Source organism: Kitasatospora sp. CB01950 (assembly GCF_001905465.1).
In the GTDB taxonomy this organism is placed as follows: Bacteria; Actinomycetota; Actinomycetes; order Streptomycetales; family Streptomycetaceae; genus Kitasatospora.
This window is the reverse complement of the sequence record NZ_LISX01000002.1, coordinates 579,351-605,519: the sequence shown is the minus strand read 5'-3', so window position 1 is coordinate 605,519 and position 26,169 is coordinate 579,351. Positions and strand designations below refer to the sequence as shown.

25 protein-coding genes and 1 pseudogene are annotated in these 26,169 nt (G+C 73.0%); 10 read left to right on the top strand and 16 right to left on the bottom strand.

The annotated features are described in order from the left end of the window. Positions 1-431: 431 nt before the first annotated feature. From AMK19_RS07500 to AMK19_RS07485, 3 genes are all read right to left on the bottom strand, one after another. The gene (locus AMK19_RS07500; RefSeq protein WP_073809098.1) at positions 432-3,614 is read right to left on the bottom strand and encodes a glycosyl hydrolase family 18 protein; all 3,183 of its coding nucleotides are present in this window, start codon (positions 3,612-3,614) and stop codon (positions 432-434) included. Positions 3,615-4,544: 930 nt separating this feature from the next. Then, the gene (locus AMK19_RS07490) at positions 4,545-5,027 is read right to left on the bottom strand and encodes a hypothetical protein (protein WP_073809095.1); all 483 of its coding nucleotides are present in this window, start codon (positions 5,025-5,027) and stop codon (positions 4,545-4,547) included. A 64-nt stretch (positions 5,028-5,091) separates the two neighbouring features. After that, positions 5,092-6,435, bottom strand: a complete 1,344-nt coding sequence (locus AMK19_RS07485) for an aspartate aminotransferase family protein (RefSeq protein ID WP_073809093.1) — start codon at positions 6,433-6,435, stop codon at positions 5,092-5,094. Positions 6,436-6,519: 84 nt separating this feature from the next. Here AMK19_RS07485 and AMK19_RS07480 point away from each other — a divergent pair, with 84 nt between their 5' ends. Continuing rightward, entirely contained in the window at positions 6,520-7,269 is a 750-nt protein-coding gene (locus tag AMK19_RS07480; RefSeq protein ID WP_073809092.1) for an SDR family oxidoreductase, read from the top strand. Positions 7,270-7,311: 42 nt separating this feature from the next. On the opposite strand, the pseudogene AMK19_RS36935 reads toward AMK19_RS07480, so the two are convergent. The 6 genes and pseudogenes from AMK19_RS36935 to AMK19_RS07455 form a co-directional block, all read right to left on the bottom strand. Further along, a pseudogene (locus AMK19_RS36935) lies at positions 7,312-7,749 on the bottom strand (DUF6309 family protein); the annotation flags it as partial. 32 nt (positions 7,750-7,781) lie between these two features. Beyond that, positions 7,782-8,585: a phytanoyl-CoA dioxygenase family protein gene (locus AMK19_RS07475; protein WP_073809090.1), complete on the bottom strand. Its 804-nt coding sequence runs from the start codon at positions 8,583-8,585 to the stop codon at positions 7,782-7,784. A gap of 197 nt (positions 8,586-8,782) precedes the next feature. Beyond that, a complete protein-coding gene (locus AMK19_RS37955) occupies positions 8,783-9,334 on the bottom strand; it encodes a hypothetical protein (protein ID WP_274536959.1) in 552 nt (183 codons plus the stop codon). Beyond that, positions 9,331-9,636, bottom strand: coding sequence for an Ada metal-binding domain-containing protein (locus AMK19_RS07465; protein ID WP_073809089.1), 306 nt, complete (start codon positions 9,634-9,636; stop codon positions 9,331-9,333). Before AMK19_RS07465 ends, AMK19_RS37955 begins: the two co-directional genes overlap by 4 nt. Positions 9,637-9,649: 13 nt before the next feature. After that, positions 9,650-10,375 (bottom strand): 2OG-Fe(II) oxygenase, encoded by a 726-nt coding sequence (locus tag AMK19_RS07460; RefSeq protein ID WP_073809087.1) that lies wholly within the window; start codon positions 10,373-10,375, stop codon positions 9,650-9,652. Positions 10,376-10,816: 441 nt separating this feature from the next. Next, on the bottom strand, positions 10,817-11,140 hold the full coding sequence (locus AMK19_RS07455) for an ArsR/SmtB family transcription factor (protein ID WP_073809086.1): 324 nt from the start codon (positions 11,138-11,140) through the stop codon (positions 10,817-10,819). 166 nt (positions 11,141-11,306) lie between these two features. Between AMK19_RS07455 and AMK19_RS07450 the strand changes: the two genes are divergently transcribed. Beyond that, positions 11,307-12,488: an MFS transporter gene (locus tag AMK19_RS07450; RefSeq protein ID WP_073809650.1), complete on the top strand. Its 1,182-nt coding sequence runs from the start codon at positions 11,307-11,309 to the stop codon at positions 12,486-12,488. Between the two features lie 133 nt (positions 12,489-12,621). Here AMK19_RS07450 and AMK19_RS07445 read toward each other — a convergent pair whose 3' ends face one another. The 3 genes from AMK19_RS07445 to modA are packed head-to-tail and all read right to left on the bottom strand — an operon-like array spanning position 12,622 to position 15,301. Further along, complete coding sequence (locus AMK19_RS07445) at positions 12,622-13,695, bottom strand: ABC transporter ATP-binding protein (RefSeq protein WP_073809648.1); 1,074 nt, start codon at positions 13,693-13,695, stop codon at positions 12,622-12,624. Beyond that, positions 13,677-14,516 (bottom strand): ABC transporter permease, encoded by an 840-nt coding sequence (locus AMK19_RS07440; RefSeq protein WP_073809084.1) that lies wholly within the window; start codon positions 14,514-14,516, stop codon positions 13,677-13,679. The genes AMK19_RS07445 and AMK19_RS07440 overlap by 19 nt, the downstream gene beginning before the upstream one ends. Then, positions 14,513-15,301 (bottom strand): molybdate ABC transporter substrate-binding protein, encoded by a 789-nt coding sequence (gene modA / locus AMK19_RS07435; protein ID WP_073809082.1) that lies wholly within the window; start codon positions 15,299-15,301, stop codon positions 14,513-14,515. The genes AMK19_RS07440 and modA overlap by 4 nt, the downstream gene beginning before the upstream one ends. 284 nt (positions 15,302-15,585) lie before the next feature. Here modA and AMK19_RS07430 point away from each other — a divergent pair, with 284 nt between their 5' ends. Next, complete coding sequence (locus AMK19_RS07430; protein ID WP_073809080.1) at positions 15,586-16,956, top strand: cytochrome P450; 1,371 nt, start codon at positions 15,586-15,588, stop codon at positions 16,954-16,956. 56 nt (positions 16,957-17,012) lie between these two features. Here AMK19_RS07430 and AMK19_RS07425 read toward each other — a convergent pair whose 3' ends face one another. After that, positions 17,013-17,759: an LppU/SCO3897 family protein gene (locus AMK19_RS07425; protein ID WP_073809079.1), complete on the bottom strand. Its 747-nt coding sequence runs from the start codon at positions 17,757-17,759 to the stop codon at positions 17,013-17,015. 364 nt (positions 17,760-18,123) lie between these two features. Here AMK19_RS07425 and AMK19_RS07420 point away from each other — a divergent pair, with 364 nt between their 5' ends. From AMK19_RS07420 to AMK19_RS07395, 6 genes are all read left to right on the top strand, one after another. Further along, on the top strand, positions 18,124-18,906 hold the full coding sequence (locus AMK19_RS07420) for an MHYT domain-containing protein (RefSeq protein WP_073809077.1): 783 nt from the start codon (positions 18,124-18,126) through the stop codon (positions 18,904-18,906). 31 nt (positions 18,907-18,937) lie between these two features. Next, positions 18,938-21,442: a nitrate- and nitrite sensing domain-containing protein gene (locus AMK19_RS07415; RefSeq protein ID WP_073809076.1), complete on the top strand. Its 2,505-nt coding sequence runs from the start codon at positions 18,938-18,940 to the stop codon at positions 21,440-21,442. After that, positions 21,439-21,849 carry a roadblock/LC7 domain-containing protein gene (locus AMK19_RS07410; protein WP_073809074.1) on the top strand — a complete coding sequence of 137 codons (411 nt, stop codon included), beginning with the start codon at positions 21,439-21,441 and terminating at the stop codon, positions 21,847-21,849. The genes AMK19_RS07415 and AMK19_RS07410 overlap by 4 nt, the downstream gene beginning before the upstream one ends. 104 nt (positions 21,850-21,953) lie before the next feature. Next, positions 21,954-22,280: a DUF742 domain-containing protein gene (locus AMK19_RS07405; protein ID WP_083646596.1), complete on the top strand. Its 327-nt coding sequence runs from the start codon at positions 21,954-21,956 to the stop codon at positions 22,278-22,280. Beyond that, complete coding sequence (locus AMK19_RS07400; protein ID WP_073809073.1) at positions 22,261-22,854, top strand: GTP-binding protein; 594 nt, start codon at positions 22,261-22,263, stop codon at positions 22,852-22,854. The genes AMK19_RS07405 and AMK19_RS07400 overlap by 20 nt, the downstream gene beginning before the upstream one ends. A gap of 122 nt (positions 22,855-22,976) precedes the next feature. Further along, positions 22,977-23,408 carry a CBS domain-containing protein gene (locus AMK19_RS07395; RefSeq protein WP_073809072.1) on the top strand — a complete coding sequence of 144 codons (432 nt, stop codon included), beginning with the start codon at positions 22,977-22,979 and terminating at the stop codon, positions 23,406-23,408. Between the two features lie 11 nt (positions 23,409-23,419). On the opposite strand, the gene AMK19_RS07390 is transcribed toward AMK19_RS07395, so the two are convergent. The 3 genes from AMK19_RS07390 to AMK19_RS07380 form a co-directional block, all read right to left on the bottom strand. Next, a complete protein-coding gene (locus AMK19_RS07390; protein ID WP_073809070.1) occupies positions 23,420-23,920 on the bottom strand; it encodes a nucleoside deaminase in 501 nt (166 codons plus the stop codon). Between the two features lie 89 nt (positions 23,921-24,009). Next, positions 24,010-24,480, bottom strand: coding sequence for a cyanase (gene cynS / locus AMK19_RS07385; protein ID WP_073809069.1), 471 nt, complete (start codon positions 24,478-24,480; stop codon positions 24,010-24,012). An 18-nt stretch (positions 24,481-24,498) separates the two neighbouring features. Continuing rightward, positions 24,499-25,080 carry a carbonic anhydrase gene (locus AMK19_RS07380; protein ID WP_073809642.1) on the bottom strand — a complete coding sequence of 194 codons (582 nt, stop codon included), beginning with the start codon at positions 25,078-25,080 and terminating at the stop codon, positions 24,499-24,501. 133 nt (positions 25,081-25,213) lie between these two features. Here AMK19_RS07380 and cynR point away from each other — a divergent pair, with 133 nt between their 5' ends. Continuing rightward, positions 25,214-26,137, top strand: coding sequence for a transcriptional regulator CynR (cynR, locus tag AMK19_RS07375; RefSeq protein WP_073809067.1), 924 nt, complete (start codon positions 25,214-25,216; stop codon positions 26,135-26,137). The last annotated feature ends 32 nt before the right edge of the window (positions 26,138-26,169 follow it).

Below are 26,169 nucleotides of genomic sequence, written 5' to 3'. Positions count from 1 at the left end.
AGAATCTTTACCTTTGGTGGCGGCCCGTCGACCGCCGGCAGCAAGCGCAGCGCGGACCGTGGCCGCCGCTGCACAAGTGACGCACAGCCCGGCCCGAACGTGGAGCCCGCGGCCCTCGCGCCGACGATCGGGACCACGCTGTCGAGGGCGGCGCCGCAGGCTGGGCGGGCCGCACGAGCTTGAGCGGGGCGTAAACGAGATCGCCTCCGGCAGCTGCGCCCTTGGCGGCGGTTCGTCAATTCACTGGTCGCTACTGGACGTTCGCGGGCGCCTCCCAGGACGACTGCGCCCATGTGGTCACCTACGCAGGCAACGGCGGCGCCAACCAGCTCTGGACATTCCTGAGCCAGGCGCGTCCTCGCCGTTCCCGCTCGCGTACCCACGCGCGTGGAGGCCCGTGCCGGGGCACGGGCCTCCTGTGGTGCCGGGTGTCAGTTGCCCATGCCGGTCGCCGCGTTGAGCAGGGTGCTCGACGAGTCGTCGCCGTCGAGGGAGTAGATCATGACGCCTCCCAGGCCCATGGTCTTGATGTACTGCCGTTTGTCGGCGAGGGAGTCGGGGGTCTCGATGCTCCAGAAGTTGGTGCCGTCGTAGATCCAGGTGCTCCTGGCCTGTTGGTCGTAGTAGTAATTGCCGGTCAGCCCTGCTGCTTTGAGTTCCTTCCAGACGGCGGTGCCGGGCTGCTGGGAGAGCGGGAAGGGGGCGGTGGGGCCGGTGACGGACTGGTAGCGGCCGTGCTGTCCGCCGTCGGGTGCACCGGTCCAGCCGCGTCCGTAGAACGGGACGCCCAGGGCCAGCTTGCCGGCGGGGAAACCGCCGCCGAGGTAGTGGGTGATCGCGTCGTTGACGGTGAAGCCGGTTCCGAAGGCCGGGCTTGCCGGGCTGTCGTACAACGGGGCCTGGAAGTTGGTGGGCCCGTTGGTCTCGAAGGCGCCGTGCATGTCGTAGGTCATGACGTCGCCCAGGTCGAGGGCGCCTGCGATGCTCGGGAGGTCCAGGTTGTTGATCTCGCGGGGCCCGGCGGGCAGCGCGGACGTGAGCATGTGCTGGCCGCCGAGGGCGTTGAGTTCGCTGCGGAACTCGTTGAGCAGGGCGGTGTAGTTGGCCCCGTCCTGCGGGGAGACGTGGTTGCCCGCGTGGCCGTTGGCGCTGCCCGGGAACTCCCAGTCGATGTCGAAGCCGTCGAAGACCCCGGCCGCGGCGCCGGTGCCGCCGGCCGGGTCGTTGCCGACCGTCGGCAGGTTGCCCTTGATGTACATGTCGATGCAGGAGCTGACGAACTTCTTGCGGGCGTCGTCGGTGGCGGCGGCGTCCGAGAAGTACTTCGAGTAGGTCCACCCGCCGATCGACACCAGGACCTTCAGGTTCGGATACTTGGCCTTCAGCTGCTTGAGCTGGTTGAAGTTGCCCCGCAGCGGCTGGTCCCAACTGTCGCTGCTGCCGTCGACGCTGATGTCGGAGGTGTAGATCTTCTGGTAGTCGGCGTACGCGTCGGCGGAGCCGTCGTTGCCGGTGGTGTCGCTCTCGTCCGGCGACGACGGCTTGTTCGCCGCCATGCAGGTCAGGTTGACCGGGTCGATGTTCTCGAACGCGTAGTTGAGGACGGTCAGCTTGCCCGCGATGCCGTCGGTGTCGAGGTTCTTCGGGTAGAAGGCATTGGCGTACGTCGACCAGCCGGTGTAGTAGCCGACCCGCTGCGCGGGCTGACCGGGGTCGGGGGTGGCGATGCGCAGGTACGACTCGAACCGGTCGGGGTCCGTGTCGCGCTGCGGTGAGCCGGTCAGGTCGAACGGGCTGAGGATGAACTGCTGGTTGGGGTTGGCGTTGCAGTTCCAGGCGTCCAGGTAACCGTTGTCGGGGTTGCTGGGAGCCCCCGCGACGTCCATGCACAGGTCGGGGTAGAGAACGCTCTGCAGGACCACCTGACCGTCGTCGAGCTGATAGGCGTGCCAGAGCTGGCTCGTCCCGCCGCTGCAGTCCCACAGGACGAGCTTGCGGCCGGCGGTGACGTTCCGGTCGCTCTGGTAGATGTCGACGCAGCGGTGGCTGCCCACGCCCTCGAACGTGACGATGTTGTCTCCCCGCCAGTGGGGGATCCAGCCCTGGTTGCTCAAGCCGTTGCGGTGCCAGGAGACGATGTCCGTGTCGTTGGCGGTCCGCTCGTGGTAGGCGTCCAGGACGCCGCCGGAGATCGCGGCCCCGATCGTGACCGTCGCCGGCGTGATCCGCGACAGGTCGTCAGGGTGCGCGACCTGCGTGTTGCTCGGGTGGGCGGGCGTGATGATCCACCGTTCGTTGGGGGTGTTCTCGCAGCCGTACAGGACGATGTTCGCGGTGAGGTTGGGGTCGCTCTGGCCGCCCTCGATGTTCATGCACAGACTGGGCAGCAGCACGCTCTGGAACTGGTACTGGTCGTTGCCCAGAGGCACGGGTGTCCACCGCTGGCTGGCCGTGTCGGAGCAGTCCCAGAGCGAGAGGGAACGGCCGGAGCCCGGATTCTGCTCGCTGTTGGTGATGTCGATGCACCTGCCGCTGCCCTCGCCCTGGAAGCGGACCGTGCTGTCGCCGTAGAAGTCCAGCGTCCAGCTCTGGTTGCTCTGGCCGCTGCGGACGTAGGAGTCGATGGGAGTGAGGTTGGCGGTTCTCTCGTGGTACACGTCCAGTACGCCGCCGGCGGCCATGCTCTCCACCGCCCGTCCCCCGACGGACTGCGTGTGGGTCGCCGCGGCTGTCAACTGGCCGACGAGCACGGGCATGTGATCGGAGTCGAGGAAGTCCCGGTTGATGTTGACCATCGGTGCGACCATCACACCGCCCGGATTGCCGTTGGAGTACACCGCGTAGTCGAGCTCACCGGCGTCCCGATGGGTCGCGTGCTCGCTGCTGAAGATGCCGGCCCCGGCAGGCAGTCCCGCCGCCTGCAGAGAGGCCGGCTCCCGGTTCCAGTCGCCGAGGGCGACCCAATCCTCGCCCTGCCCGCGGTTCGCGACGAATCGGCCGATGTTCGCCAGCAGCCCGGGAGCGTCACTGCCGTGCGAGCCGGACAGGGCATGGACGGTGAAGTACCAGGTGCCGCCGAATCGCAGGCCCAGCGTCGCACGCGCCGCCCAACCGGTCTGCGGCCCCAGGGGGTTGGGCAGGACGACGACGTCGTCCGCCCCCCGTTCCGTGACGAAGCCGAGGTTGACACGCCCGCCGCCCCAGGAGTCGCCGTTGGGGTCCGTCTGCAGGAAGTACACGTCATGGTTGATGCCGCCGGAGGCCCACTGGCCGTGGCGCACCTCCTGCGGACCGCCCGGGTTCGCATAGGGCGGCAGGGTGCCCTGGAGGCCGGCCGCGGCCGGCACGGGCAACAGGCCGCCGTTCGCGACGGTGAGGTTCTCCCTGGTGGTCCCGCGCGCCTGCGGCGGCAGGCCCGATCCCATCTCCTGAAGCGCCAGGATCGGGGGCGTGACCGCCCCGTTGACCATGTTGCCGATGTTGACGGTCCACTTGCTCTGGCCGCCCGCCTGGGCGCCCTGCATGTTCCAGGTGATCAGCGGCGGCGAGCCGGGAACGGCGGCAGCCGGCGACGCGGTCACAAGGCCCAGCAGGCCCGCCGCCAGCGTGAGCACGAGCGAGACGGCGACATTCCGCCGTCGGCCACGGCCTGTTGAATCGGTCGAAGCAGATATCTGCATTGCCAGGTACTCCCATTTCAAGGACATGTCATGCGCAGAAGGCTGCCCTTCAACGACCTGCGGCATGCTGGCGGATGCTCCGGTGGCCGCCGCCCGTGAGAGTGCGGCGGGCGCCACCGGGGCGACCACGACCGGGCTTCGCCAAGTCTGGGCCGGCCGGCGGGTTCCGCTTTGTCCGCCGGCGCACCCGAGTCGGTCCCGGAGTGCACCGACAGCGCCGCGTCTGCTTCAGAGGCCCCGGCATCTCCGCCACGTCCTGGCGCGGCCCGACCCGGGCCGGTGATCGCAGAATTGACGCCACGTCACATCACTTGCAGCAAGGCGATCGGCATGCCGACCGGCCGACCGGCCGACCGAGACGTTCGGGAGGAGGGCACGCAGTTCTGGCTCCGGCTGGGCGGTCGCACGGTGGGGGCCGGCAAGGTCGTGCGGATCGTCGAGTAGCCCGCCCTGTTCACCCTCGTCGCGACGCCGGCGCCGTGCCGACCCGGGTCCGACGGCCCCTCGTAGCCAAGGAGACCCGACACATGTTCATCCGACGCGCCACCGCGGCCCTGATCGTCGCGATCTTCACGGCGGGCCTGGTCGCAGCCCCGGCCCAGACCGAGAGCCGGACCCAGGCCCGACCCGCCGCCTCCCAGTGGCCGTCGCCCCACGGGGACTCCGGCCCGTGTCGCCCGGCGGTGGCGGACGTGGCCGCGGCAGCACCGTGTCTGTGGAGATCGGCGCGGCAGGAGGGGCCGTCCCCCCGCGGGCGCGAGGAGCAGGCCTGACCCGGCTGACCGTTGACGTACGGTCCGGGGCCGCGGGCGCTGGAAGCAGCACCGGGCCCACGCCGGGCGCGGTACGGGTCGAGCGGGGGGACTATCGTCGCCCCTTCCGGTGGGGGCGGCGTGGGCGGACGAAGGCGTCGAGGCCGCCCACGGCCGCGCGGATGTGGGCCGGGCCGCGACGTGACCGTTCTCCCGCGCACGACCAGGACAACTGCCCGTCCGCGTCCCGCGGATGCATGCCCAGGCCGTGTTCGGCGCACAGCGGCCACGCCCGCCGCAGGCGTTCGGTGACGGTCTCCTGGGCGGCGTCGGCGACGGCGGCCAGTGCGGCGGCAGGGTCGTCCGCCGACTCCGGGTCGAGGGAATTGCCGTGCCACTCGCCGTTGGCCAGGGCGACGTGGACGTTCTCCGGCCCGTCCTCGTCGTGGGACGGAAGGGCCAGCAGTTGCAGGGAGCCCTGCTCGGGAAGGGTCGCCGCCAGGTCGCGATTGAGGAGGGCGAGGGCCCGGTCCCACGCGGGGTGCTCGCCCGGCAGGACGTGGCGGGGCTCGGGGTGGTCGAAACGTGCGCGCATGGGCACCATCCTCCGCGATCCGGCGGCGGCGGCCGGGCGGGGTCGAACGTCCGGTGATCGGAGGTCACTTGGCGGACAGTGCGTCGAAGGACCGTTCGATGGCTTTGCAGGTGGCCGCCAGGTCGTCGGCGGTGACGGCGGCGGAGACGAACCAGCAGGCCAGGCCGTAGGCGTTGGTGTGCACGCCGTGCTTGAGCAGTTCGTGGCGGAAGGCCGCGTAGCGGGCGGTGTCGGCGTCGAAGAGGTCCCGGTACTGCGTCGTGGGGGTACCGCCGGGAGTGAACACCACCTGGAAGAGCGCGCCGACGCCCTGGACGGCGCAGGGCACGCGCCGGTCGTGGGCGGCCCGCCGGATGGTCTCCATGATCCGGCGGCCGGTGGCGTCGATGTGCTCGACGACCTCGGGGCGGTTCAACTCCCGCAGGGTGGTCAGGCCCGCGGTGGCGCACAGGGGGGAGGAGTTGTAGGTGCCGCCGTGCTTGAGGCGACCGGTGGCGAGCGGTTCCATCAGCTCGCGCCGGCCGGCGAAGGCGGCGATGGGCAGACCGCCGCCCAGGGCCTTGGAGTAGGTCGCGAGGTCGGGAACCACGCCGAACAGGGCCTGCGCGCCGCCCGGTGCGGTCCGGAAGCCGGTGCAGATCTCGTCGAAGATCAGCACGATGCCGCGCCGCGTGCACTCCTCGCGCAGCAGTTCCAGGAAGCCGGGCGCGGGCATCGTGCAGGCGTTGTTGGCGACGATCGGCTCGCAGATGACGGCGGCCAGTTCGCCCCGGTGGGCGTCGAGCACGGCGCGCAGGGCGGCGGGGTCGTTCCACGGGCAGACCACCACGTCGTCCACGACTCCGGCCGGGATGCCCGGCGAGTGCGGCACCGGGTGGGGGTGGTCGTAGGGGCCGGCCTCGTCGGCGCCGGGCCGGTTGGAGACGGCCAGCACGTCGGTCCAGCCGTGGTAGTGGCCCTCGAACTTGAGGATCTTCGTCCGCCCGGTGTGGCCGCGGGCGGCGCGGACCGCCCCCTGGACCGCCTCGCTGCCGGAGTTGGCGAACCGCACCAGGTCCGCGCAGGGAACCATCTCCTGTATGAGTTCGGCGAGTTCGACCTCCGCGGTGTTGCAGGTGCCGAACATCGTGCCGCCGTGCAGCACCGGTTCCAGGGCATCGGTGAGGACCGAGGGAGCGTGGCCGAGGACGGCGCTGCCGTAGGCGGCCAGGTAGTCGATGTACTCGTTGCCGTCGACGTCGCGGATCCGCGCGCCGCGTCCGCCGGCCATGTACAGGGGGTACGGGTGCGGACCGGTGGAGGTCAGCCGGGCGGAGGAGCTGATGCCGCCGGCGAGGGACGCCTGTGCCCGTTCGTACCAGGCGCGGCTGCCTTCGGTGCCGCCCAGTGCCTGGATGTCGCCAATCATGTGTCGCTCCCGGTTCGAGGGTGGGGCCGGTGGGCACGCTCGGGTGGCGCGCCCAAGTGGGCTTTGTGGAGAAGGAGATGACGGATGGTCAGCAAGACCGCGATCGTGACGGGAGCGGGGACCGGCATCGGGCGGGCCTGCGCGCTGGGCCTGTTGGCCGACGGCTGGACGGTGGTGCTCGTCGGGCGTCGCGTCGAACGGCTTGAAAAGACCGCCGCCCTCGCCCCGGTCGACTTGCGTGACCGTGCCGTCCCCATGGCGGCCGACATCACCGACCCCGACGCCGTGGCAGCCCTCTTCGACACGGTGGCGGACCGGTTCGGGCGGCTCGACCTGCTCTTCAACAACGCCGCCGACACCATGCCGTACGTCCCGGTCGAGGAGGTGAGCGCGGCGGACTGGAACCGGGTCATGGGATCCATCGCCACCGGCACCTTCCTCTGTTCGCAGGCCGCGTTCCGGTTGATGAAGCACCAGGACCCTTGCGGCGGACGGATCATCAACAACGGCGCCCCCTCCTCCCAGGTGCCTCGGCCGGACTCGATCGCGTTCACCGCGGCCAAGCACGCCGTGGCCGGCCTGACCCGATCGCTGTCCCTCGACGGCCGTCGCTTCGACATCTCCTGCGGCCAGATCGACATCGGCAACGTGACCCCCGAGGACCGGCCCCAGCCCGCCGTGCGGCAGGCGGACGGGTCACTGCGGGTCGAGCCCACGATGGACGTGCGCCACGTCGTGGACATGGTCCGGGCGATGGCCGCCCTGCCGCTCGGCGTGAACATCCAGTCGGTCCTGGTCATGCCCAGCGCCATGCCCTACGTCGGACGGGGATAGCCCCGCGACGTACGCCGGCGTCCAGCGGCCCGGAGTCAGGCGCCCGGCCGTGGCCCAGGCGAGCATCCGGTGCAGACCGTCCAGATGGATCAAGTCGTGGCGCCCCGAAAGGAGTTCGTAGTCGGGGCCGGGCATCGGCGCGGTGCTCAGGAAGAGCGGCAGCGGTGGGGCATCGGTCTGCTGCCGGGCGAGCTTGGCCGCGCACAGCGGATTGGTGGTGGCGTAGGTGGCGTGCAGACGGCTCAGCCGGCGGGCGGCATCGGTCACCGTGAGGCCCGTGCGAGGGACCAGCTCGACCTCGCCGGCCTCGCCCAGGTGCCAGGGGAGCGCCACCCGCAGGACCTCCGGCCCGTCCAGGAGCACCTTGTGCCAGCGGCCCCGCAGGATGCGCTGCGCGTTGGTGACGTGGCGCAGGGCCTCGTCATTGGAGTTGGCCGCGTCCGACGGGTCGTGCGGGTGCTGCCGCGAGAAGTGTTCCATCACCGCCTCGAACGGCACGGCCTCCAGGACCCTCATGCCCTTGCCCCTTCCGCCGGGCGGACGTACTCCGTGAAGTGCCGTGCGGCGAACAGCTCGGGCCAGCGGTCGCGGGCCAGACCGCGGCGGTTCGCGGCGTTCAGGATCTGCCGCCAGTACGGCTTGACCGGCGGCCACTGTACGCCGGTGCGGCAGTAGGAGGCGTCGATCATGTAGCGCGCCCCGGTCTCCGGTGCGACAGGAGCCCGACGGGTGTGGAAGAGGGCGGAGTGCAGGATCACGGTCGATCCCGGCGGCAGGTCGTCGATCAGCACCTCGCCAGGGAGCGCGTCGGTGCCCAGGTGGCCGCGCGCGTCCTTGCCGAGAGGCTCCCGGTGGGAACCGGGCAGCACCGCCAGCCCGCCCATTCCCGGACGCAGCCCGTGGATGTAGTGCAGGGTGTGGACCATCGGGTGCCGGCGTCCGCCGCCGGCCGGCTGCTCGTAGTCGTGGTGCCAGCTCTTGCCGCCACCGGCGCACGGGCGGCGGTCGCTGTGCAGATGGTGGAAGACGAAGGAGCGGCCGAGCAGTTCGTTGCGGGAGATCAGCTCCAACAGCTGTGGATGCACGGCCAGTTCGCCGTGTGCGGCCAGATCGAGCTCCACGACCTCGGGCGCCTCGCCGTCGGCGGGGCGCCCACAGGCATCGATCGATCGCTGCCGCCAGCCCGCGTCCACCCAGAAGTCCACCTCCTGCGCGAGGCGTTGGACGAAGTCGTCCGAGAGCCAGCCCGGCAGGACCAGGTAGCCCCGCTCGCGAAAGCCCCGTAACTGCGAATCGACTGTTGCGACATTCACCATGCGTTGACACATCCTTGTGTTCATTCACATGTAGCCCGGAAGACGCTCAGGTGCCTGAGAGTGTGTATCCGGCGACTGAACGTGTCATGCGTGTCGACTCGCATCTGACCGAAAACGGACCGATCCGCCCGAGGACTGCGACGCTTCGAAGCACTACGCCGCGATGCGGCTGGACTGCGTCGGGGCGGGCGCGGCGTTCACGCGGCGTCGTCCGGTGCCGGGGGTGGGAAGGAGTCGGTCCAGCCGTGGTCGATCCGCCAGGTGCCGCCGTCCGGGCCTGCGCCGCGCACGCCGTCCAGGACGCCCGGTCCGGCGAGTGCGGTGGCGGCCGGTTCGGCGAGGGAGGCGAAGCCGAAGGTGCGCTCCGGGCGCCAGGGGGTGCTGCGGGCGAGGCGGCGGGCGAGTTGGGCCCAGCCGAGCGGGGCGGCGGCGATGACGAGGGCGTCGGGTCCGGGGTCGGTGAGGCGGTGGGCGGGCCGCAGCCAGGAGGCGGCCTGCTCGGGCCAGTCGACGACGGCGAGGACGGTGCGGCCGGCGGCGCGCCAGGCGTCGGCGAACGCGGTGGCGGCCGCGCGGGAGGCGTCGTCGCGACTGTGGCCGATCGTGACGCTGTGCAGGGGCGGGCGGCGGTGCTCGGTGAGCAGGCGCAGCAGGGCGGCGAGTTCGGCGGCGGTGTGCGGGGCGGGCGCGGGCAGCGGCCCGTGGGCGGCGGCCTCGGGGGTGGGGATCAAGGGGGAACGGACGTTCACGATTCGGGGGTCCCTCGGGTCTTCCACTGCCGGTACTTCTCGGGCAGGCACTTGGCGCAGGGCCGGTAGCCGGCGGCGATCGCGGTGGCCTCGTCGGGGAAGAAGACGCGGTTGCTGACGTAGCCGCCTGCGGCGATGAACCGCAGGGCGGAGGGGCAGTCGAGGCGGCCGTAGAGGCGATCGCGGCGGTAGCCGCCGAGAGTGCCGGGAGTGGTGCTGGTGTACGGGCGGCCGTCGGGGCCGATGAGGGTGTAGGTGCGTGCCGGGGCCGGGGCCGGGGCGGGTATGTCGTCGTTGATCATGGTGAGCAGTGTGTCAGGCGTCGTGGAAGACCAGGCCGAGAGTGTGGCGGCGGCCGCTGCGGACGGTGCTGACACCGTGCCGGACGGGCGCGGCGTAGTGGCCGCGGGCGGAGGGGACGGGGCGGTCGCGGGTGGTGAAGACCAGGCCGTGGCCCTGGGGCAGGACGGTGGCGGTGCCGCGGGACTGGGCGCGGGGCCGCTGCTCGACGAGGAGGAATTCGCCGCCGGTGTAGTCGGTGCCGTGCACGTCGAGGCCGACGACGACCTGGAGCGGGAAGACGAGGTCGCCGAAGACGTCGCGGTGCAGGGCGTTCCAGTCGCCGGGGCCGTAGCGCAGCAGGATCTGGGAGCTCTTGTCCTGGCCGGCCGCGTGGCAGCCGGCGGTCCACTCGGCCAGGGTGTCGGGCCAGGGCGCGGGGCGGCCGAGCCGGTCGGCCCAGGCGCGGGCGACGGTCAGCAGGCGGGGGTAGAGGGCCTCGCGCAGGGCGGCGACCGGCTCGGGCAGGTCGTGGGTGAAGTAGCGGTACTGGCCGGAGCCGAAGCGATGGCGGGCCATGTCGACCGTGCTGCGGAACAGTTCGGGCCGGTCGTAGAGCGCGGCGAGCTGCCGGCACTGGGCGGGGTCGAGCAGGCGGGGCGTCAACGCGCAGCCGTGGGAGTCGAGTTCGACGGTCAGCGCGGACCAGTCGGCGGTGCCGAGGGCGCGTTCGGCGGCGGTCGGGGCGGTGGCGGTGTGCACGGGATGTCCTCGGGTGCGGGTCGGGCGGCGGTACGGAGACCGGGGCCGTCCCGCCCGTGAGCGGGACGGCCCGTCGGCGAGGGCGGCGTCCACGGGGGCCCTGCGGGGGCGGGGCGGCGCAGTACCGGAGGGTTTCGATCCTCGTCCGACCGGGGGCCGGGTGCTGGCGGCATTCGGACCTCGCGTCCCGGCGGGCTGGCGTGGGGACGGGCGCCGGTACCGTGCGGCTCCGGGTGCCGCAGCGCCTCGCCGACGGACCGGTGGGGACGGCGGCGATGCCTCGGTCGCAGGACGGTCACCGGACGGCCGCCGGATTGCCGCGGTGGGCGGAGGGGGTGGGGGAGGAGGGGCCGGCCGCGGGTGCCGCTGCTTCGGCGGGCGGACGGGTCCGACGCCGGCGTCATCGCCTGCCCCGTGCGCACAGCAGCTGGTGTCGGTCGGTCAGGAGGATGCGGCGGCGAGGAGGGCGTCGAGCAGGCCGGGGTAGCGGGTGTCGAGGTCGGTGCGGCGCAGGCTGACGAGGCGGTTGCGGCCGGCGACGCGGGTGGTGGTGACGCCGGCCTCGCGCAGGACGCGCATGTGGTGGGAGACGGTCGACTTGTGGAGGTGCTCCAGGCCGAGGCCTCCCGGGTCGCAGGAGTGCTCGGCGCCGTCGGCGTAGCTGAGCAGCAGCGTCATGCGCACGGGGTCGCCGAGGGCGTGCAGGACGGTGACGAGGTCGATGTCGGCGGCGGCGGGCTGGGGAAGCCGGTCGGTGTCGGTCACGGTGGCGCGTGCTCCTCGGGGCCGGGGCCGGGGCGGTGATTGTTTGACAATTATCCACCCATCCCCGAATGTTTGACGAGCGTCCAACTGTTGCATGCTCGTCCAACGGTTGGTGGCGCAGTCCTGCCATTCGCCGAACCCGTTCCTGCGCCCCGGGGGGCTTCCCGTGCCCGTACGTCTGCTCCTGCTCGCCCTCGGCACTTTCGCCGTGGGCACCGACTCGATGGTGGTGGCCGGCATCCTCGGCCCCGTCTCCGCCGACCTGGGGGTGTCGGTGCCGGCCGCCGGCCAACTGGTCACCGTCTTCGCGCTCGGCTACGCGCTCCTCGCCCCGGTGCTGGCCACGCTCACCGCCCGCTGGCCGCGCCGGCGCCTGCTGCTGACCGCGCTCGTGGTGTTCAGCGCGGCCAACGCGCTCAGTGCGCTCGCCCCCACCTACGGGCTGCTGCTGGCCACCCGGGTGCTGGCGGCGGCCGGCGCCGCCCTCTACACGCCGACCGCCAACGCGGTGGCCACCACCCTGGTCGCCCCCGAGCGGCGCGGACGGGCGCTGGCCACCGTGCTCGGCGGGATGACGGTCGCCACCGCGCTGGGCGTGCCGGTGGGGACCTGGGTCGGGCGCGCCGACTGGCGGCTGACGATGTGGCTGGTCACCGCGCTGGGACTGGCCGCGCTCGCGGGCCTGGCCCTGCTGCTGCGCGACCTGCCCACCCCCGTCGCCGCCCCCACCCTCCGGTCGCGCCTCGCGCCGCTGGCCCGGCCCCGGGTGCTTGGCGCGGCGGCCACCACGCTGGTGTTCTTCCTCGCCTTCCAGAGCGTCTACATCTACCTGGCCACCGCCGTCTCGGGCGCCACCCGCGGCGACGGCGGTCGGCTGAGCGTGATCCTGCTGACCGTCGGTCTGATGTCGGTGGCCGGCAGCTGGCTGGGCGGACGCCTGGTGGACCGCCTCGGGGTGCGCCGGGTGCTGCTGGCCGGCTCGGCGGCAGCGGCGGGCGCGTTCGCCGCGCTGCCCTGGCTGGGGCGCTCCATGCCGGGGGCGCTCGGGTACGCCCTGGTGGTGCCGCTGGCCGGGTGGGCGGTGTCGGTGGCGCTGCCGCACCGCCTGGCGTCGATCGATCCGGCCAGCGCGCCACTGCTGATCTCGCTGAACAGCAGCGCGCTGTACCTGGGCACGGCGGCCGGCGGCGTGGCCGGGTCGGCGGCGATCGGGCTGCTGGGCGGGCGCTGGTTCCCGCTCGCGGCGGCGGCACTCGCGCTGGCGGCATGCGCGGTGGCCGCGGCGACCACCCGCGACGAACGGACGCCCCGTTCCCGACGCGGGGCGGCGGAGCCCGTCCAGGCCTGAGCCCGTCCAGGCCTGGGCGCGAACTCGGGCAGGCGGCGGGAGGCGGCGTTCGGGGAGCCGGGTGTGGTGGCAGGCGCGGGTTCGGCGTCGATGACGGCCCGTCCTTCTGCGCCGGTCGGCCGCTCCTCGCCTGTCAGGCCGGGTAGGCGTGGGTCTGGGTGGCCTTGATGGCGGCCCAGACGGGGGTGCCGGGGGTGAGGTCGAGGGCGGTGGCGGCGGTGGGGGTGAGGTCGGCGGCGAGGGGGAGGGGGCCGGTGAGGTCGACGCGGAAGCGGTCGCCGTGGAGGTCGAGGCCGGCGACGGTGCAGGGGAAGAGGTTGCGGGCGCTGGTCTCGGGGCGGTGGCGGTGCAGGGTGACCGCGTCGGGCGGGAAGGCGACGAACGCGGGGCCGGTCAACTCCTGGTCGGTGGTGAGGACCTGGCCTTCGGGGAGGGTGACGCGGCGGCCGTCGGCGGTGCCCTGGTAGAGGTTGAGTCCGACCAGGCGGGCGATGTAGTCGGTGCGCGGCCGGCGGGCCACCTCGGCGGGGCGGCCGGTCTGGACGACCTGGCCGGCCTCGATGACGACGAGGCGGTCGGCGAGCACCATCGCGTCCAGCGGGTCGTGCGTGACGAGCACCGCGACGGCTTCGAACTCGGCGAGGTGGCGGCGGAGTTCGGCGCGGATGTCGAGCCGGGTGCGGGCGTCGAGCGCGGCCAGCGGTTCGTCGAGGAGCAGCAGGCGGGGGCGGACGGCGAGGGCGCGGGCGAGGGCGACGCGCTGGGCCTGGCCGCCGGAGAGCTTCGCGGGGCGCTGCCCGGCGTGCTCGGCGAGGCCCATGCGTTCGAGCCAGGGCAGTGCCTCGGCGCGGGCTGCGGCGCGCCGAAGTCCCTTGCAGCGCAGGCCGAAGGCGACGTTGTCGAGCGCGGACAGGTGCGGGAAGAGCAGGTAGTCCTGGAAGACCACGCCGATCGGGCGCTGCTCGGCGGGAACGAAGACGCCCGCGGAGGGGGAGTCCCACTCCGAGCCGTCGAGGGCGAGTCGGCCGGAGGTGAGCGGGAGCAGCCCGGCGAGGGCGCGCAGCGCGGTGGACTTGCCGGCGCCGTTGGGCCCGAGCAGGGCGAGGACTTCGCCGGGCTGCGCGGAGAACGCGACGTCGAGGGTGAAGGTGTCACGGGCGACGCACAGGCGGGCGTCGAGGGCGGCGGTCACGGCGTGGACATCCAGCGGTCGCGCAGTCCGGCGAGGACCGCGACGGAGACGGTGAGCAGGATCAGGCTGAGCGCGATGGCCGCCTCGGGGTCGGACTCCATGGCGAGGTACACGGCGAGCGGCATGGTCTGGGTGCGGCCGGGGAAGTTCCCGGCGAAGGTGATGGTCGCGCCGAACTCGCCGAGCGCGCGCGCCCAGGCGAGCACAGCGCCCGCGCCGATGCCGGGGGCGACCAGCGGCAGGGTGACCCGGCGGAACGCGGTCAGCCGGGACGCGCCGAGGGTCGCGGCGGCCTCCTCGTAGCGCGGGTCGGCGGCGCGCAGCGCGCCCTCCACGCTGATCACCAGGAACGGCATGGCGACGAACGCCTCGGCGACGACCACGCCGGCGGTGGTGAACGGGAGGGTGATGCCGGTCGCGGAGTCCAGCCAGCGGCCGACGATGCCGTTGCGGCCGAGCACCAGCAGCAGGGCGACGCCGCCGACCACCGGCGGCAGCACCAGCGGCAGGGTGACCAGGGCGCGCAGCAGGCGGCGGCCGGGGAAATCGGTGCGGGCCAGCAGCCAGGCCAACGGGACGCCGAGCAGCAGCGAGACGCCGGTGGCGGCGGTCGCGGAGATCAGCGACAGCCGCAGCGCCTGCCACACCTCGGGGCCGGTGAGCAGCTCGGGCAGCGCGCTCCACGGCGCGCGGATCAGCAGGCCGAGCAGCGGCAGCACCAGGAAGGCGAGGCCGAGCAGGGCGGGCAGCAGCAGCGCTGCCGGGACACGGGGGGTCCCCCGGGGCCGCCGCCGGCCCCGGGGGTGTGGTGCGGTGGTGGTTCGGGGAGTGCTCACGGCACCTGGAAGCCGGCGTCGGTGAGCACCCGGCGGGCGTCCATGGAGTTCAGGTAGCCGAGGAACGCGGCGGCGCCGTTGGCGTTGGGCGCCTTGCCGAGGGCGACGACCGGGTAGTCGTTGACGGCCTGCGCGGCCTCGGGGAACTCCACGCCGTCGATCTTCGCCGCGTCCGCCTTCACGTCGGTGCGGTACACGAGCGAGGCGTCCACCTCGCCGAGCTCGACCTTGGTGAGCGCGCCCTTGACGTCCTGCTCGTAGGTGGCGGGGGTGAGCTCGACGCCGGCGGCCTTCAGCGCGGTGACGGCGGCCGCGCCGCACGGCACCTCCTTGGCGCACAGCGCGGTCTTCGCGCCGCCGAGGTCCTTCAGGCCGGCGATGTGCTTCGGGTTGCCCTTGGCGACGGCGATCTCCAGCGTGTTGCGGACGAACACCCGCGGGTCCTGGCCGGTCAGCTTGGCGTCCGTGACGGTCTTCATGGTGGCCGGGCTGGCCGCCGCGAACACGTCCACGGGCGCGCCGGAGACGATGCTCTGGGCGAGTGCGGAGGAGCCGCCGAAGTTGAAGGTCACCTTGGCGCCCGGGTAGGCGGCCTCGAAGCGCTTGCCGAGCTCGGTGAAGGACTCCTTGAGGGAGGCCGCCGCGAACACCGTCACCGTGCCCTCGACCTTGGGCGCGTTCTGCGCCGAGTTGTTCGACGGGGAGTTGTTGGCGGTGCACGCGGTCAGGCCCACCGCGAGGGCGAGCACGGCGGTGGCGGCGAGGAGGCTTCTGGCGCTGCGCATGGAGGGGTTCCCCTGGTCGTGGTGGGCGGACACGGCGGTGGTCGGGGGCCGATCAGCAGATCATAGTGTCGCAGCATAGTGCCGCAGCTGCGGGGCTCGACAGCCCCGCGCCCTCGCACCAGCGACCTTAAGGCCAACTTAAGGGCCGCATGTGCCGCCCTCAAGCGCCGGATCCGGCCACCGCGCACATTCCTCGCCAAACCGCGTCCCACCAGGGAATACTGACGCGCAGTCAGCGTGCCCCTGCCGTGCGGGGGTTCGCCCGCCGACAGAGGGGGAATTCCATGACCGCGACCACCCGCGTGCCCGGCCCGGCCGGACTGCCGTTGATCGGCTCGCTGCTCGACCTCAAGCGCGACGCGCTCGCCACCTACCTCGCCGCCCGCCGCGAACACGGAGACGTGCTGCGCATCCAGGCCGGCCCGCCCGGGCTGCGCGCCCAGCTCTACCTGGTCGCCTCGCCCGAGGGCGCCCAGCAGGTGCTGGCCACCGAATCGGCCAACTTCCGCAAGGACAACGTCTTCTACGGCGAGATCCGGGCCAGCTTCGGCAACGGCCTGCTGACCTCCCAGGACGAGGACTACCTGCGCCAACGCCGCCTGGTCCAGCCGCTGTTCACCCGCCGCCGGGTCGACCGGTACGCCGACGCCATCGCCGTCGAGACCGAATCGCTGATCGGGCGCTGGGCCGCCCGGCCCGACGCCACGGTCGAGCTGTCCGAGGAGATGTCCGGCTTCGCGCTGCGCACCGTCGCCCGCATCCTGTTCGGGCAGGACGTCGAGCAGGCCGTGGAGACCGTCCACGACGCCTTCCCGACCCTCGCCGCGTTCGTCCGCAGCCGCGGCATGTCCCCCGTCCGCCTGCCGCGCGAGTGGCCGCTGCCCGGCCACCGCAAGGCGCTGGAGGCCGAACGCACCCTGTACGCGGTGTGCGACGGGATCATCGCCCGGCGCGCCGCCGAGGGCGTCACGGACGACCGGGACGGCGAGGACCTGCTCGGCCTGCTCGCCAAGGCCCGCGACGAGGACGGCAACCAGCTCGACGCCACCGAACTGCGCGAACAGGTGCTGATCTTCCTGCTGGCCGGCCACGAGACCACCGCCACCTCGATGACCTTCGCCCTGCACCTGCTCGGCAAGCACCCCGAGGAGCAGCGCCTGGCGTACCGGGAGGCCGCCGACCTGCTCGCCGACGGCCGTCGCCCCACCGCCGCCGACTACGCCGAACTCCCGTACCTGACCAAGGTGTTGAAGGAGACGATGCGGCTCTTCCCGGCCGCGTACTCGGTCGGCCGGCGGGCCGTGAAGTCCACCGTGGTCGGCGGCGTCGAGATCCCGGCCGGCGCGGACGTGCTGGTCGCCCCGTACGTGACGCACCGCCACCCCGACCACTGGGAGGACCCCGAGCGCTTCGACCCCGAGCGGTTCACCCCCGAGCGCGAGGCCGCCCGGCACCGCTACGCCTGGTTCCCGTTCGGCGGCGGCCCGCGCGCCTGCATCGGCCAGCACTTCTCGATGATGGAGTCGGTGCTCGCGCTGGCCATGCTGCTGCGGGAGTTCGAGGTGAGCGCCGTCGACACCGACGTCCCGCTGGGCACGGGCATCACCCTGGAGGTCCGCGGCCCGGTCCGGGTGAAGCTGACGCCGCGCGGCTGAGCGACACGCGACCGCCCGCCCCCGGCGTCGCGGGGACGGGCGGTCGCGAAATCCGGTCAGGAGGTGTGCTGCACCTTCCGCAGGCAGAGCGTGACCGGGTGGGCGCCGGTCTCCCGGACGAGCCGGCTGTCGGTCTTCGGGTAGGCCTCGCAGGCGTCGTCACCGGTCGAGGTGGAGCGGCCGACCACCTCGGCGTCGGCGTTCGCCGCGCCGCAGGGGACCACGACGATGAACGTGCGCTCGGAGTTGCCGAGCTGGTGCAGGCACTCGCCGACCTTCACGTTCGCCGGGTCGGCGGCGCTGCTGGTGGGGCTCGGGTAGGTGCCGACGTTCACGTGCGTCGGCGCGCCGATGCTCGTGTCGTCCCGCTGGTGGCCGACGTTCCAGACGAGCGCCGCGACCAGCAGCACCGGCAGCAGCAGGCCGAGGACCTCCGCCCGCTGCCACAGCGGACGGCCCGGCGCGGCCGGGGTGCCCGGCGCGCCCGGCAGCGGCGGGGACAGGCGGCGGATCTTCGACCAGGCCACCAGGTTGTACAGCATGGTGACCGGGTTGACCACCATCGAGCCGTAGCTCCACCAGCCCTGCCACATGCTGCGCGCGGTCATCCGGCGCACCGTCGCCAGACCGCAGTCGCGGCAGAACGGGCCCCCCAGCTTGAGGAAGCGCATGATCACCACGATGCCCTGGTGACCGCGGACGGTGGCCTCCACGGCGGGGACCGAACCGCAGAAGCGGCAGAACGGCCCGGCGAACGGCCCCTGCGGGCCGGCTGCGCCCTCCGCGCCCGGAAAGGCGCCCATGGGGGCGCCGAACGTACCGGTCGGAGGGGGCGGGACAGGATAGGACAACGGACACCCTCGAATTGATGTTCCAACAGGGAAGCACGCGGAGGGTATCGGCTCCGGCCGACAGTTCGCACCCGAGACAGCCGCCGGCGGTACGCGGAGCACGCGCCGGGGCCGGCGGGGCATGCAAAGGGCATAGGCCGCAGGCCCATTCGAGCACACCGCCCCCACGACGCGTGGTGCTTTTCAGATCTTCTGGTGACCATCTCTCAACTCTGGGTAGCGTCCAGCGTCCCCGGATCACAGGAGCCCTGGCACCCGGGAGCCCTGCACAACACCAGAGTGGGCGAGCGCCGCCGGGCACTCGCGGGAGGCACCCATGGGATCGATGGACCACTTCAGTTTCGGCTGGCTCACCCCAGTCCTCTCCTACGCGATGGCCTGCGTGGGCGCGGCCCTCGGCCTCCGGTGCACCCTGCGTGCGCTCTCCGCCACCGGCGCCTCCCGCCGCAACTGGCTGCTCACCGCCGCCGCCGCGATCGGCTCCGGCATCTGGACCATGCACTTCGTCGCCATGTTCGGTTTCACCGTCGGCGGCACCGAACTCCGCTACGACATACCGCTGACGGTGCTCAGCCTGCTGGTCGCCGTCGCCGTCGTCGGCCTCGGCGTGTTCGTCGTCGGCCACGGCCGGCACCGCGGCCGCAGCCTGCTGCTCGGCGGCCTCACCACCGGCCTCGGCGTCGCCGCCATGCACTACATCGGCATGGCCGCCGTCCGCATCCACGGCGAACTCCAGTACCGGTTCGGCACCGTCGCACTGTCCGTGCTGATCGCCGTCGGCGCCGCCACCGCCGCGCTCTGGGCCGCCGTCACCATCCGCAACGTGTACGCCGCCGCGGCCGCCTCACTCGTCATGGGCATCGCCGTCAGCTGCATGCACTACACCGGCATGGCCGCCGTCCACGTCCACATGGAACCCGCCCGCAGCGGACTCGGCGGCGCCACCCCCATGCAGTTCGTCTTCCCACTGGCCGTCGGACTCGGCTCCTTCCTCTTCCTCACCGCCGCGTTCGTCTCGCTCTCCCCGACCGCCCAGGAGAACGCCGCCTACCGCGAAGCCGGCGAAATCGCCGTCGAAGAACTCGGCCGCGCCGCCTGACCGCCCGTCCCCCCGAAAGGCCCTCCCGCCCATGCGCCCGCCCCGCGGCACCGCCCGCAACGGCCCACCCGCCCCCAGCACCCCCCGCGGACCCGCCCGCGGCAGGCCCGGCGCCCCCCGCCGCGGCGCCCACGCCGGACCGCCCGCCGACGAAACCCCGCTCCCCGCCGCCCCGCCGACCCGGCCGAGCCTGCGCCCGCGCACCGTCCGCGCCCGGATCGTCGCCGTCCTGATCCTCCCCGTCGTCGCCCTGATGGCCCTCTGGTCGTTCGCCACCGTCAGCACCGCGAGCGACGTCTGGAACCTGCTGCGGATCAAGGACGTCGACACCACCCTCCGCGGCCCCCTCGACCACACCGTCACCGCCCTGCAGGCCGAACGCACCGCCGCCGGACAACTCCTCGCCACCACCGGCCCCGACCCCGCCCGCGACGCCGAACTCCGCACCGCCGCCCAGAACACCGACCGGGCCGCCGCCCCGCTCGCCCTCGCCTCCGGCTACAACCTCGCCGACGCCGAAGGACTCGGCGCCGAACCCGCCGACCGCCTCGACACCCTGACCCGCTCCCTCGCCGCGCTCCCCGCACTGCGCCGCCAGATCCTCGGCCACGGCGTCCGCTGGGACGACGCCTGCACCGCCTACACCACCGCCGTCGACCACGCCCTCGCCGTGGCCGGCTCGCTCACCGCCCTGCAGGACCACCGGGTCGCCGCCGACGCCCGCGTACTGCTCGAATTCGCCCGCTCCCGCGAACAACTCGCCCGCGAGGACGCCCTGTTGCGCGCCGCCGCCCGGGCCGGACGACTCGACGACCCCCAGTTCCGAGCCGTCCAACAGGCCGCCTCGGCCCGCACCCAGTTCGAACAGGCCGCCGCCCCCGACCTGCGCCCCGCCGACCGCACCGCGCTGGCCGCCGTCACCGACGGGAGCGACTACCGGGAACTGCGCCGCTACGAGGACGCCCTCACCGCCGCCGCCGACCCGCGCGCCGCGCTCGCCGCCGTCCCCGCCGACCGCTGGAACACCGTCGCCGCCACCACCGCCCAGGACCTCGCCGCCGTCGAACACCAGGCCGGCCAGGCCGCCGCCGAACGCGCCGACCCCTACGCCCTCGGCCTGTTCACCACCTCCGGCGCCACCGTGCTGCTCGGCCTGCTCGCCGTCCTCGCCGCCCTGCTGATCTCCGTCCGGATCGGCCGCGGACTGGTCGCCGAACTGCACGCCCTGCGCAACTCCGCGCTCGAACTCGCCGGACGCCGACTCCCCGCCACCATGCGCAGGCTGAGGTCCGGCCAAGAGGTCGACGTGGACGCCGAGGCGCCGCTGCGCGACCACGGCGGCGACGAGATCGGCCAGGTCCACCAGGCCCTCGACACCGTGCAGCGGGCCGCCGTCACCGCCGCCGTCGAACGCGCCGAAGTGCTCTCCGGCGTCTCCGGCGTCTTCGTCAACCTCGCCCGCCGCAGCCAGGTCCTGGTGCACCGCCAACTCACCCTGCTCGACGCCATGGAACGCCGCACCGAGGACCCCGCCGAACTCGACGACCTGTTCCGGCTCGACCACCTCACCACCCGGATGCGCCGCCACGCCGAAGGCCTGATCATCCTCTCCGGCGCCGCCCCCGGTCGCGCCTGGCGCAAGCCCGTCCCGCTCACCGACGTGGTCCGCGCCGCCGTCGCCGAGGTCGAGGAGTACGCCCGGATCGACGTCCACCGCCTCCCGCACGCCGCCGTCACCGGCCCCGCCGTCGCCGACCTCACCCACCTGCTCGCCGAACTCGTCGAGAACGCCACCGGGTTCTCGCCCCCGCACACCAAGGTGCACATCCGCGGCGAACAGGTCGGCACCGGCTACGCCGTCGAGATCGAGGACCGCGGCCTCGGCATGGGCCCCGAAGCCCTCGCCGACGCCAACCGGCGGATCGCCGTCGGCGACCGGATCGACCTGTTCGACAGCGACCGGCTCGGCCTGTTCGTGGTCAGCCGCCTCGCCCAACGGCACGGCGTCAAGGTCGCCCTGCGGCCGTCCCCCTACGGCGGCACCACCGTCGTCGTGCTGCTCCCCACCGACCTGCTCGACCCGCGCGGCGCGGACGACGGCGCGCCCGCCGAGCCCACCGCGGATGCCGAACTCGCCCGCCCCGAACGGCCGTTGACGCCGCCGGCGCCTGAAACACGGCGGTCCGCCACCGCGCTCGCCGAACCGCCGGCGCCGGTGCTGCCGCCGGCGCCGGTGCTGCCGCCCGCGCCGGTGCTGCCGCCCGCGCCCGTGCTGCCGCTCGCCCTCGCGCTGGCGCCCGCCGCGTTCCCGCCGGCCGCCGACGGGGAGGACCGACTCCCGCGCCGGGTCCGGCAGGCCAGCCTCGCGCCGCAACTGCGCGAAGCCCCCGCACCGGACGCCCGGCCCGGGCTGCGGTCCGCCGCACCCGCCGAACGCGACCCCGAACAGGCCCGCACCGCCATGGCCGCCTTCCAGCGCGGCTGGGCCCGCGGCAGCGCCCCCGACCCTTCCGACGCAGGAGACCGCCACCGATGATCGGCACCACCTACCACAGCGGCGAACTCAACTGGCTGCTCGACGAGTTGGTCACCCGCACCGCCCAGGTCAGGTGCGCGGTGATGCTCTCCGCCGACGGCCTGTCGATGGGCAACTCGGCCGGCCTGGCCCGCGAGGACACCGAGCACCTGGCCGCCGTCGCCTCCGGCTTCCACAGCCTCGCCAAGGGTGCGGGCCGGCACTTCGACGCCGGCCGGGTCCGCCAGACCATGGTCGAGCTGGACCGCGGCTACCTGCTCGTCGCGGCCGCCGGACAGGCCTCCTGCCTGGCCGTCTTCGCCGGACCCGACGCCGATCTCGGCCTGGTCGCCTACGAGATGGCCCGCCTGGTGCGCCGCGTCGGCGAACACCTGCACGCCGCCCCGCGCGACCCCCGGGAAGGGTGAGCCCGTTGGCCTACCCGCCGCGCCACTACCTGCCCGGCTCCGCGTCCGGCTACCCGCCGCCGCCCGACCGCCCCGTCCAGTGGTACGACGAGGCCGCCGGCCCGATGGTCCGCCCCTACGCGCTCACCAAGGGCCGCACCCGCCCCGGACAGCCCTTCGACCTGATCGCCCTGGTCGTCACCGACGTCCCCGACCCGGCCGTCCTGCCGATCGGCCCCGAACCGGCCGCCATCCTGCACCTGTGCCGCGGCAACGCCCTGTCCGTCGCCGAGATCGCCGCCGACCTCGACCTGCCGCTCGGCGTGGTCCGGGTCCTGCTCGGCGATCTCCTCGACGCCGAACTCGTCCGGGTCAGCCGCCCCGTCCCACCGGCCCTGCTCCCGCACGAACACATCCTCCAGGAGGTCGTCCATGGACTTCGCGCGCTCTGACAGCACCGACCTCGCCCTGAAGATCCTGGTGGCGGGCGGCTTCGGCGTCGGCAAGACCACCCTGGTCGGGGCCGTCAGCGAGATCAGACCGCTGCGCACCGAGGAGCAGTTGACCAGCGCCTCCGCCGGCATCGACGACCTCAGCCACGTCTCCGGCAAGACGACCACCACCGTCGCCATGGACTTCGGCCGCATCACCCTCGACGAAGACCTCATCCTCTACCTGTTCGGCACCCCCGGACAGGACCGCTTCTGGTTCATGTGGGACGACCTCGTCCGCGGCGCCATCGGCGCCGTCGTCCTCGTCGACACCCGCCGCCTCGCCGACTGCTTCCCCGCCGTCGACTTCTTCGAGCACCGCCGCATCCCGTTCGTGGTCGCCGTCAACCACTTCGACGGCACCCGGACCTTCCACCCCGACGAGGTCTCCCGGGCGCTCGACCTCGACGGGGACACCCCCGTGGTGCTGTGCGACGCGCGGGAGCGGGGTTCGGGAAAGACCGTGCTGATCACGCTCGTCGAGCACGCCGGGAAGGTGCACGCGGCCAGAGTCCTGGCGGAGACCGGTGCCTGAAACCGCCGCCTGAACCCGCCGTCCGAACCCGCCGACGCCCCCGGGACGATCCGGTTCGCGGGGACCGGACCGCAGGGGGAACCTGGACGAGGGGCCACACTCTCGTACCGCAGGAGGACGGCATGACCACGGCCAAGGACATCATGCACCCCGGTGCCCACTGGATCACCAGGAACGAGACGCTGCAGCGCGCCGCGCAGCTGATGAACACGCTGAACGTGGGCGCGCTGCCGGTCGGCGACGAGACCCACGACGAACGGCTCTGCGGCATCATCACCGACCGGGACATCGTCGTGAAGTGCGTCGCGCGCGGCCAGAACCCGGCCGAGTGCACGGCGGCCGACATCATCGAGGGCATGCCGCGCTGGATCGACGCGGACGCGGGCCTCGACGACGTGCTCCGCGAGATGGAGAGCCACCGCATCCGCCGACTCCCCGTGATCGAGAACAAGCGGATGGTCGGCATGATCAGCGAAGCGGACCTGGCCAGGCACCTCCCGGACGAGCAGTTCGCCGAGTTCGCCGAGCGCGTCTACGCGGCCAGCCCGGTGTAGGTCACTCGGGGTCAGCCGGCGGTCGGCGCACCCGCGACGCGGCGCTCGCCGCCGTTGCGCTGCTGCCACAGGCGGTAGACGTCGACGGCGTCCGCCCGGTCGTCGTGCCGCATCGGCAGCCGGCGCTCCTGCCACGGCTTGGCGAACTCCCCGTAGAACGAGTCGAGTTCGAAGTACTTCCGGTCGTCGACGTAGTGCGGCCGGTACGCGTCGCGGGTGGTGAGGAAGACCACCTCGTCCGGCGAGCAGTAGTAGAGCGAGCCCAGGCACATCGGGCACGGGTGGGCCAGCACGTAGATGGTGGTCCCGGTCAGGTGCTCGGTGCCGAGCCCGGTGCAGGCCTCGCGGATGGCGAGGATCTCGGCGTGCGCCGTCGGATCGCCGGTCTGGGCGACCAGGTTGGGGCTCTCGGCGAGGATCTCGCCGTCCTTGACGATGACGGTGGCGAAGGGGCGGCCGCCGTCGAGGACGTTCCGGCGGGCGAGGTCGATGGTGCGGCGGGCGAAGTCCACGATGGCTCCTCGGAGTCGGGAGGGGCGGGCCGGTCGGCCCGCCCCTCCGCGTGTGCGGGGTGTCGGAACGTCGGAACGGTCCGGTGGTGTCAGAACGGCTTGGTGGGGAGGTACTTGCCGTCCAGGGTGATGACGGCGCGCTCGCCGCCGTCCGGGTCGGCGACCTTCTTCACGTCCAGCCGGAAGTTGATGGCGGAGATGATGCCGTCGCCGAACTGCTCGTGGACCAGGGCCTTCAGCGTGGTGCCGTAGACCTGGAGCATCTCGTAGAAGCGGTACATCGTCGGGTCGGTCGGGATGCGGTCGGGCATCGAGCCGCGCAGCGGGATGGTCTGCAGCAGCCTCGCGTCGTCGTCGTCCAGGCCGAGGAGCGCGGCGACGGCCTCGGCGGACTCCTTCGGCAGCGGGTGCTGGCCGAGGACGGCGGCGGTGGTGAAGGCGACGGACAGACCCGACGCGTCGGCGATCTGCTGCCAGCTGAGGTCCTTGCGGGTCTTGGCGTCGACGGCCTTGGCGGCCAGGGCCTCGCGGGCGGTCGGGGAGAACTGGGCGTGGGGCATGGCGGATTCCTTCGGGGATCAGGCCGCGACGGCGGCGGGGGTGAGGTCGTCGATGCGACCGGTGGGGATGTCGTAGACCCAGCCGTGCAGCGCGACCCGGTGCGCCGCCAGGGCGCGGGCCACCGACGGGTGGGTGGCGAGATTGGCCAGCTGGGCGAGGACGTTCGCGCGGACCAGGGCCGGGACGCCGCCGTCGGCGGCCGTGCGCGCCACGGAGGCGTCCGCGTGGCGCAGCCAGGACGCGACGGCCGGTGCCGCGGTGAGGTCCCGGCCCTCGGCGAGGGCGGTCATCGCGCCGCACGCGGAGTGGCCGCAGACGATGACGTCCCGCACCTCGAGGACCGCGACGGCGTACTCGATGCTGGCGGAGATCCCGTCGGCCCCGGGCGTGTAGGCGGGCACGAGGTTGCCGGCGGTGCGGACGACGAACAGCTCGCCGGGTTCGGTGCCGGTGATCAGCTCCGGGACGACCCGGGCGTCCGAGCATCCGATGAACAGCGTGTCCGGGGTGTGGTGGGTGGCCAGACGGGCGAAGAGGTCCCGCTTGGCCGGGAAGACGTCGCGTTGGAAACGGGCGACGCCGTCGGTGATGTCCTGCATGGTGGTGGTCACTCCCTTCGAGAGCGAGTACCGGCCTCGGTGGGCCGGTGAGATCCACCATGCATGACCTGCACCCATAGCGTCCAAGAGCTGTAAGCCATGGTTGTTATTGGTCGTATCTATAGTGGTGGGCATGGCTTCCCTGACTTCCCCGGTCTCCGTCGAACTGCGTCACCTGCGCTACCTGCTCGCCGTGGCCGAGCAGGGCAACTTCACCCGCGCCGCCGAGGAGCTGCACATCTCGCAGCCCACGCTGTCCCAGCAGATCAAGCAGCTGGAGAAGACCCTCGGCGTCCAACTGCTGGACCGCACCGGCCGCAGCGTGCGACTCACCGACGCCGGCGCGGTCTACACCGACCACGCCCGCCGCGCGCTGCGCGACCTCGCCGCCGCCGAACGCGCCGTCCACGACGTCCAGGACCTGAGCCGCGGCCACCTGCGCCTCGGCGTCACCCCCACGTTCACCGCCTACCTGGTCGGCCCGCTCACCGCCGCACTGCACACCCGGCACCCCGGCGTCGGCCTCACGCTCACCGAGACCACCCAGGACCGCGTCGAAGCCGCCCTCCTCGCCGACGAACTCGACCTCGGCATCGCCTTCGCCGGCACCCACCTGCCCGGCGTGGCGGGCACCGCGCTGTTCACCGAGACGCTCGGCCTGGTCGCCTCCGCCGAACGCGCCCGCACACTGCCCGACCCACTGCCGGTGAGCGCCCTCCGCGACGAACAACTCGCGCTACTGACAGGTGACTTCGCCACCCGCGGCCACATCGACGAGTACTTCGCGCGGCACCGCAGCACCCCGCGCATCACGGTCGAGGCCAACTCCATCCAGGCCCTCACCGAGATCGTCCGCCGCACCGACCTGGCCACCGTCCTGCCCGACGCCATCACCGACGACCACCCGCACCTCGCCCCCGTCCCGCTCGACCCGCCCCTGCCGACCCGCACCGTCACCCTGCTCCACCGCGAGGGCGCCTACCGCAGCGCGGCAAGCCGGGCGTTCACCCGCCTCGTACAGGACCTGGTGCGGGCCCGCGGGTACACGCCGGCGTGACGGGCATATTCGCTGGACGGCGTTCGGACCCC

Bases quoted from the DNA above. Each gene is read 5' to 3' on its own strand.
- AMK19_RS07380 (WP_073809642.1), bottom strand. From the start codon at position 25,080: ATGCAGGACATCACCGACGGCGTCGCCCGTTTCCAACGCGACGTCTTC.
- AMK19_RS07420 (WP_073809077.1), top strand. From the start codon at position 18,124: ATGGGATCGATGGACCACTTCAGTTTCGGCTGGCTCACCCCAGTCCTC.
- cynS (WP_073809069.1), bottom strand. From the start codon at position 24,480: ATGCCCCACGCCCAGTTCTCCCCGACCGCCCGCGAGGCCCTGGCCGCC.
- AMK19_RS07395 (WP_073809072.1), top strand. From the start codon at position 22,977: ATGACCACGGCCAAGGACATCATGCACCCCGGTGCCCACTGGATCACC.
- AMK19_RS07465 (WP_073809089.1), bottom strand. From the start codon at position 9,636: ATGATCAACGACGACATACCCGCCCCGGCCCCGGCCCCGGCACGCACC.
- AMK19_RS07475 (WP_073809090.1), bottom strand. From the start codon at position 8,585: ATGGTGAATGTCGCAACAGTCGATTCGCAGTTACGGGGCTTTCGCGAG.
- cynR (WP_073809067.1), top strand. From the start codon at position 25,214: ATGGCTTCCCTGACTTCCCCGGTCTCCGTCGAACTGCGTCACCTGCGC.
- AMK19_RS07480 (WP_073809092.1), top strand. From the start codon at position 6,520: ATGGTCAGCAAGACCGCGATCGTGACGGGAGCGGGGACCGGCATCGGG.
- AMK19_RS07430 (WP_073809080.1), top strand. From the start codon at position 15,586: ATGACCGCGACCACCCGCGTGCCCGGCCCGGCCGGACTGCCGTTGATC.
- AMK19_RS07415 (WP_073809076.1), top strand. From the start codon at position 18,938: ATGCGCCCGCCCCGCGGCACCGCCCGCAACGGCCCACCCGCCCCCAGC.
- AMK19_RS07400 (WP_073809073.1), top strand. From the start codon at position 22,261: ATGGACTTCGCGCGCTCTGACAGCACCGACCTCGCCCTGAAGATCCTG.
- modA (WP_073809082.1), bottom strand. From the start codon at position 15,301: ATGCGCAGCGCCAGAAGCCTCCTCGCCGCCACCGCCGTGCTCGCCCTC.
- AMK19_RS07490 (WP_073809095.1), bottom strand. From the start codon at position 5,027: ATGCGCGCACGTTTCGACCACCCCGAGCCCCGCCACGTCCTGCCGGGC.
- AMK19_RS07410 (WP_073809074.1), top strand. From the start codon at position 21,439: ATGATCGGCACCACCTACCACAGCGGCGAACTCAACTGGCTGCTCGAC.
- AMK19_RS07485 (WP_073809093.1), bottom strand. From the start codon at position 6,435: ATGATTGGCGACATCCAGGCACTGGGCGGCACCGAAGGCAGCCGCGCC.
- AMK19_RS07405 (WP_083646596.1), top strand. From the start codon at position 21,954: ATGGTCCGCCCCTACGCGCTCACCAAGGGCCGCACCCGCCCCGGACAG.
- AMK19_RS07425 (WP_073809079.1), bottom strand. From the start codon at position 17,759: ATGGGCGCCTTTCCGGGCGCGGAGGGCGCAGCCGGCCCGCAGGGGCCG.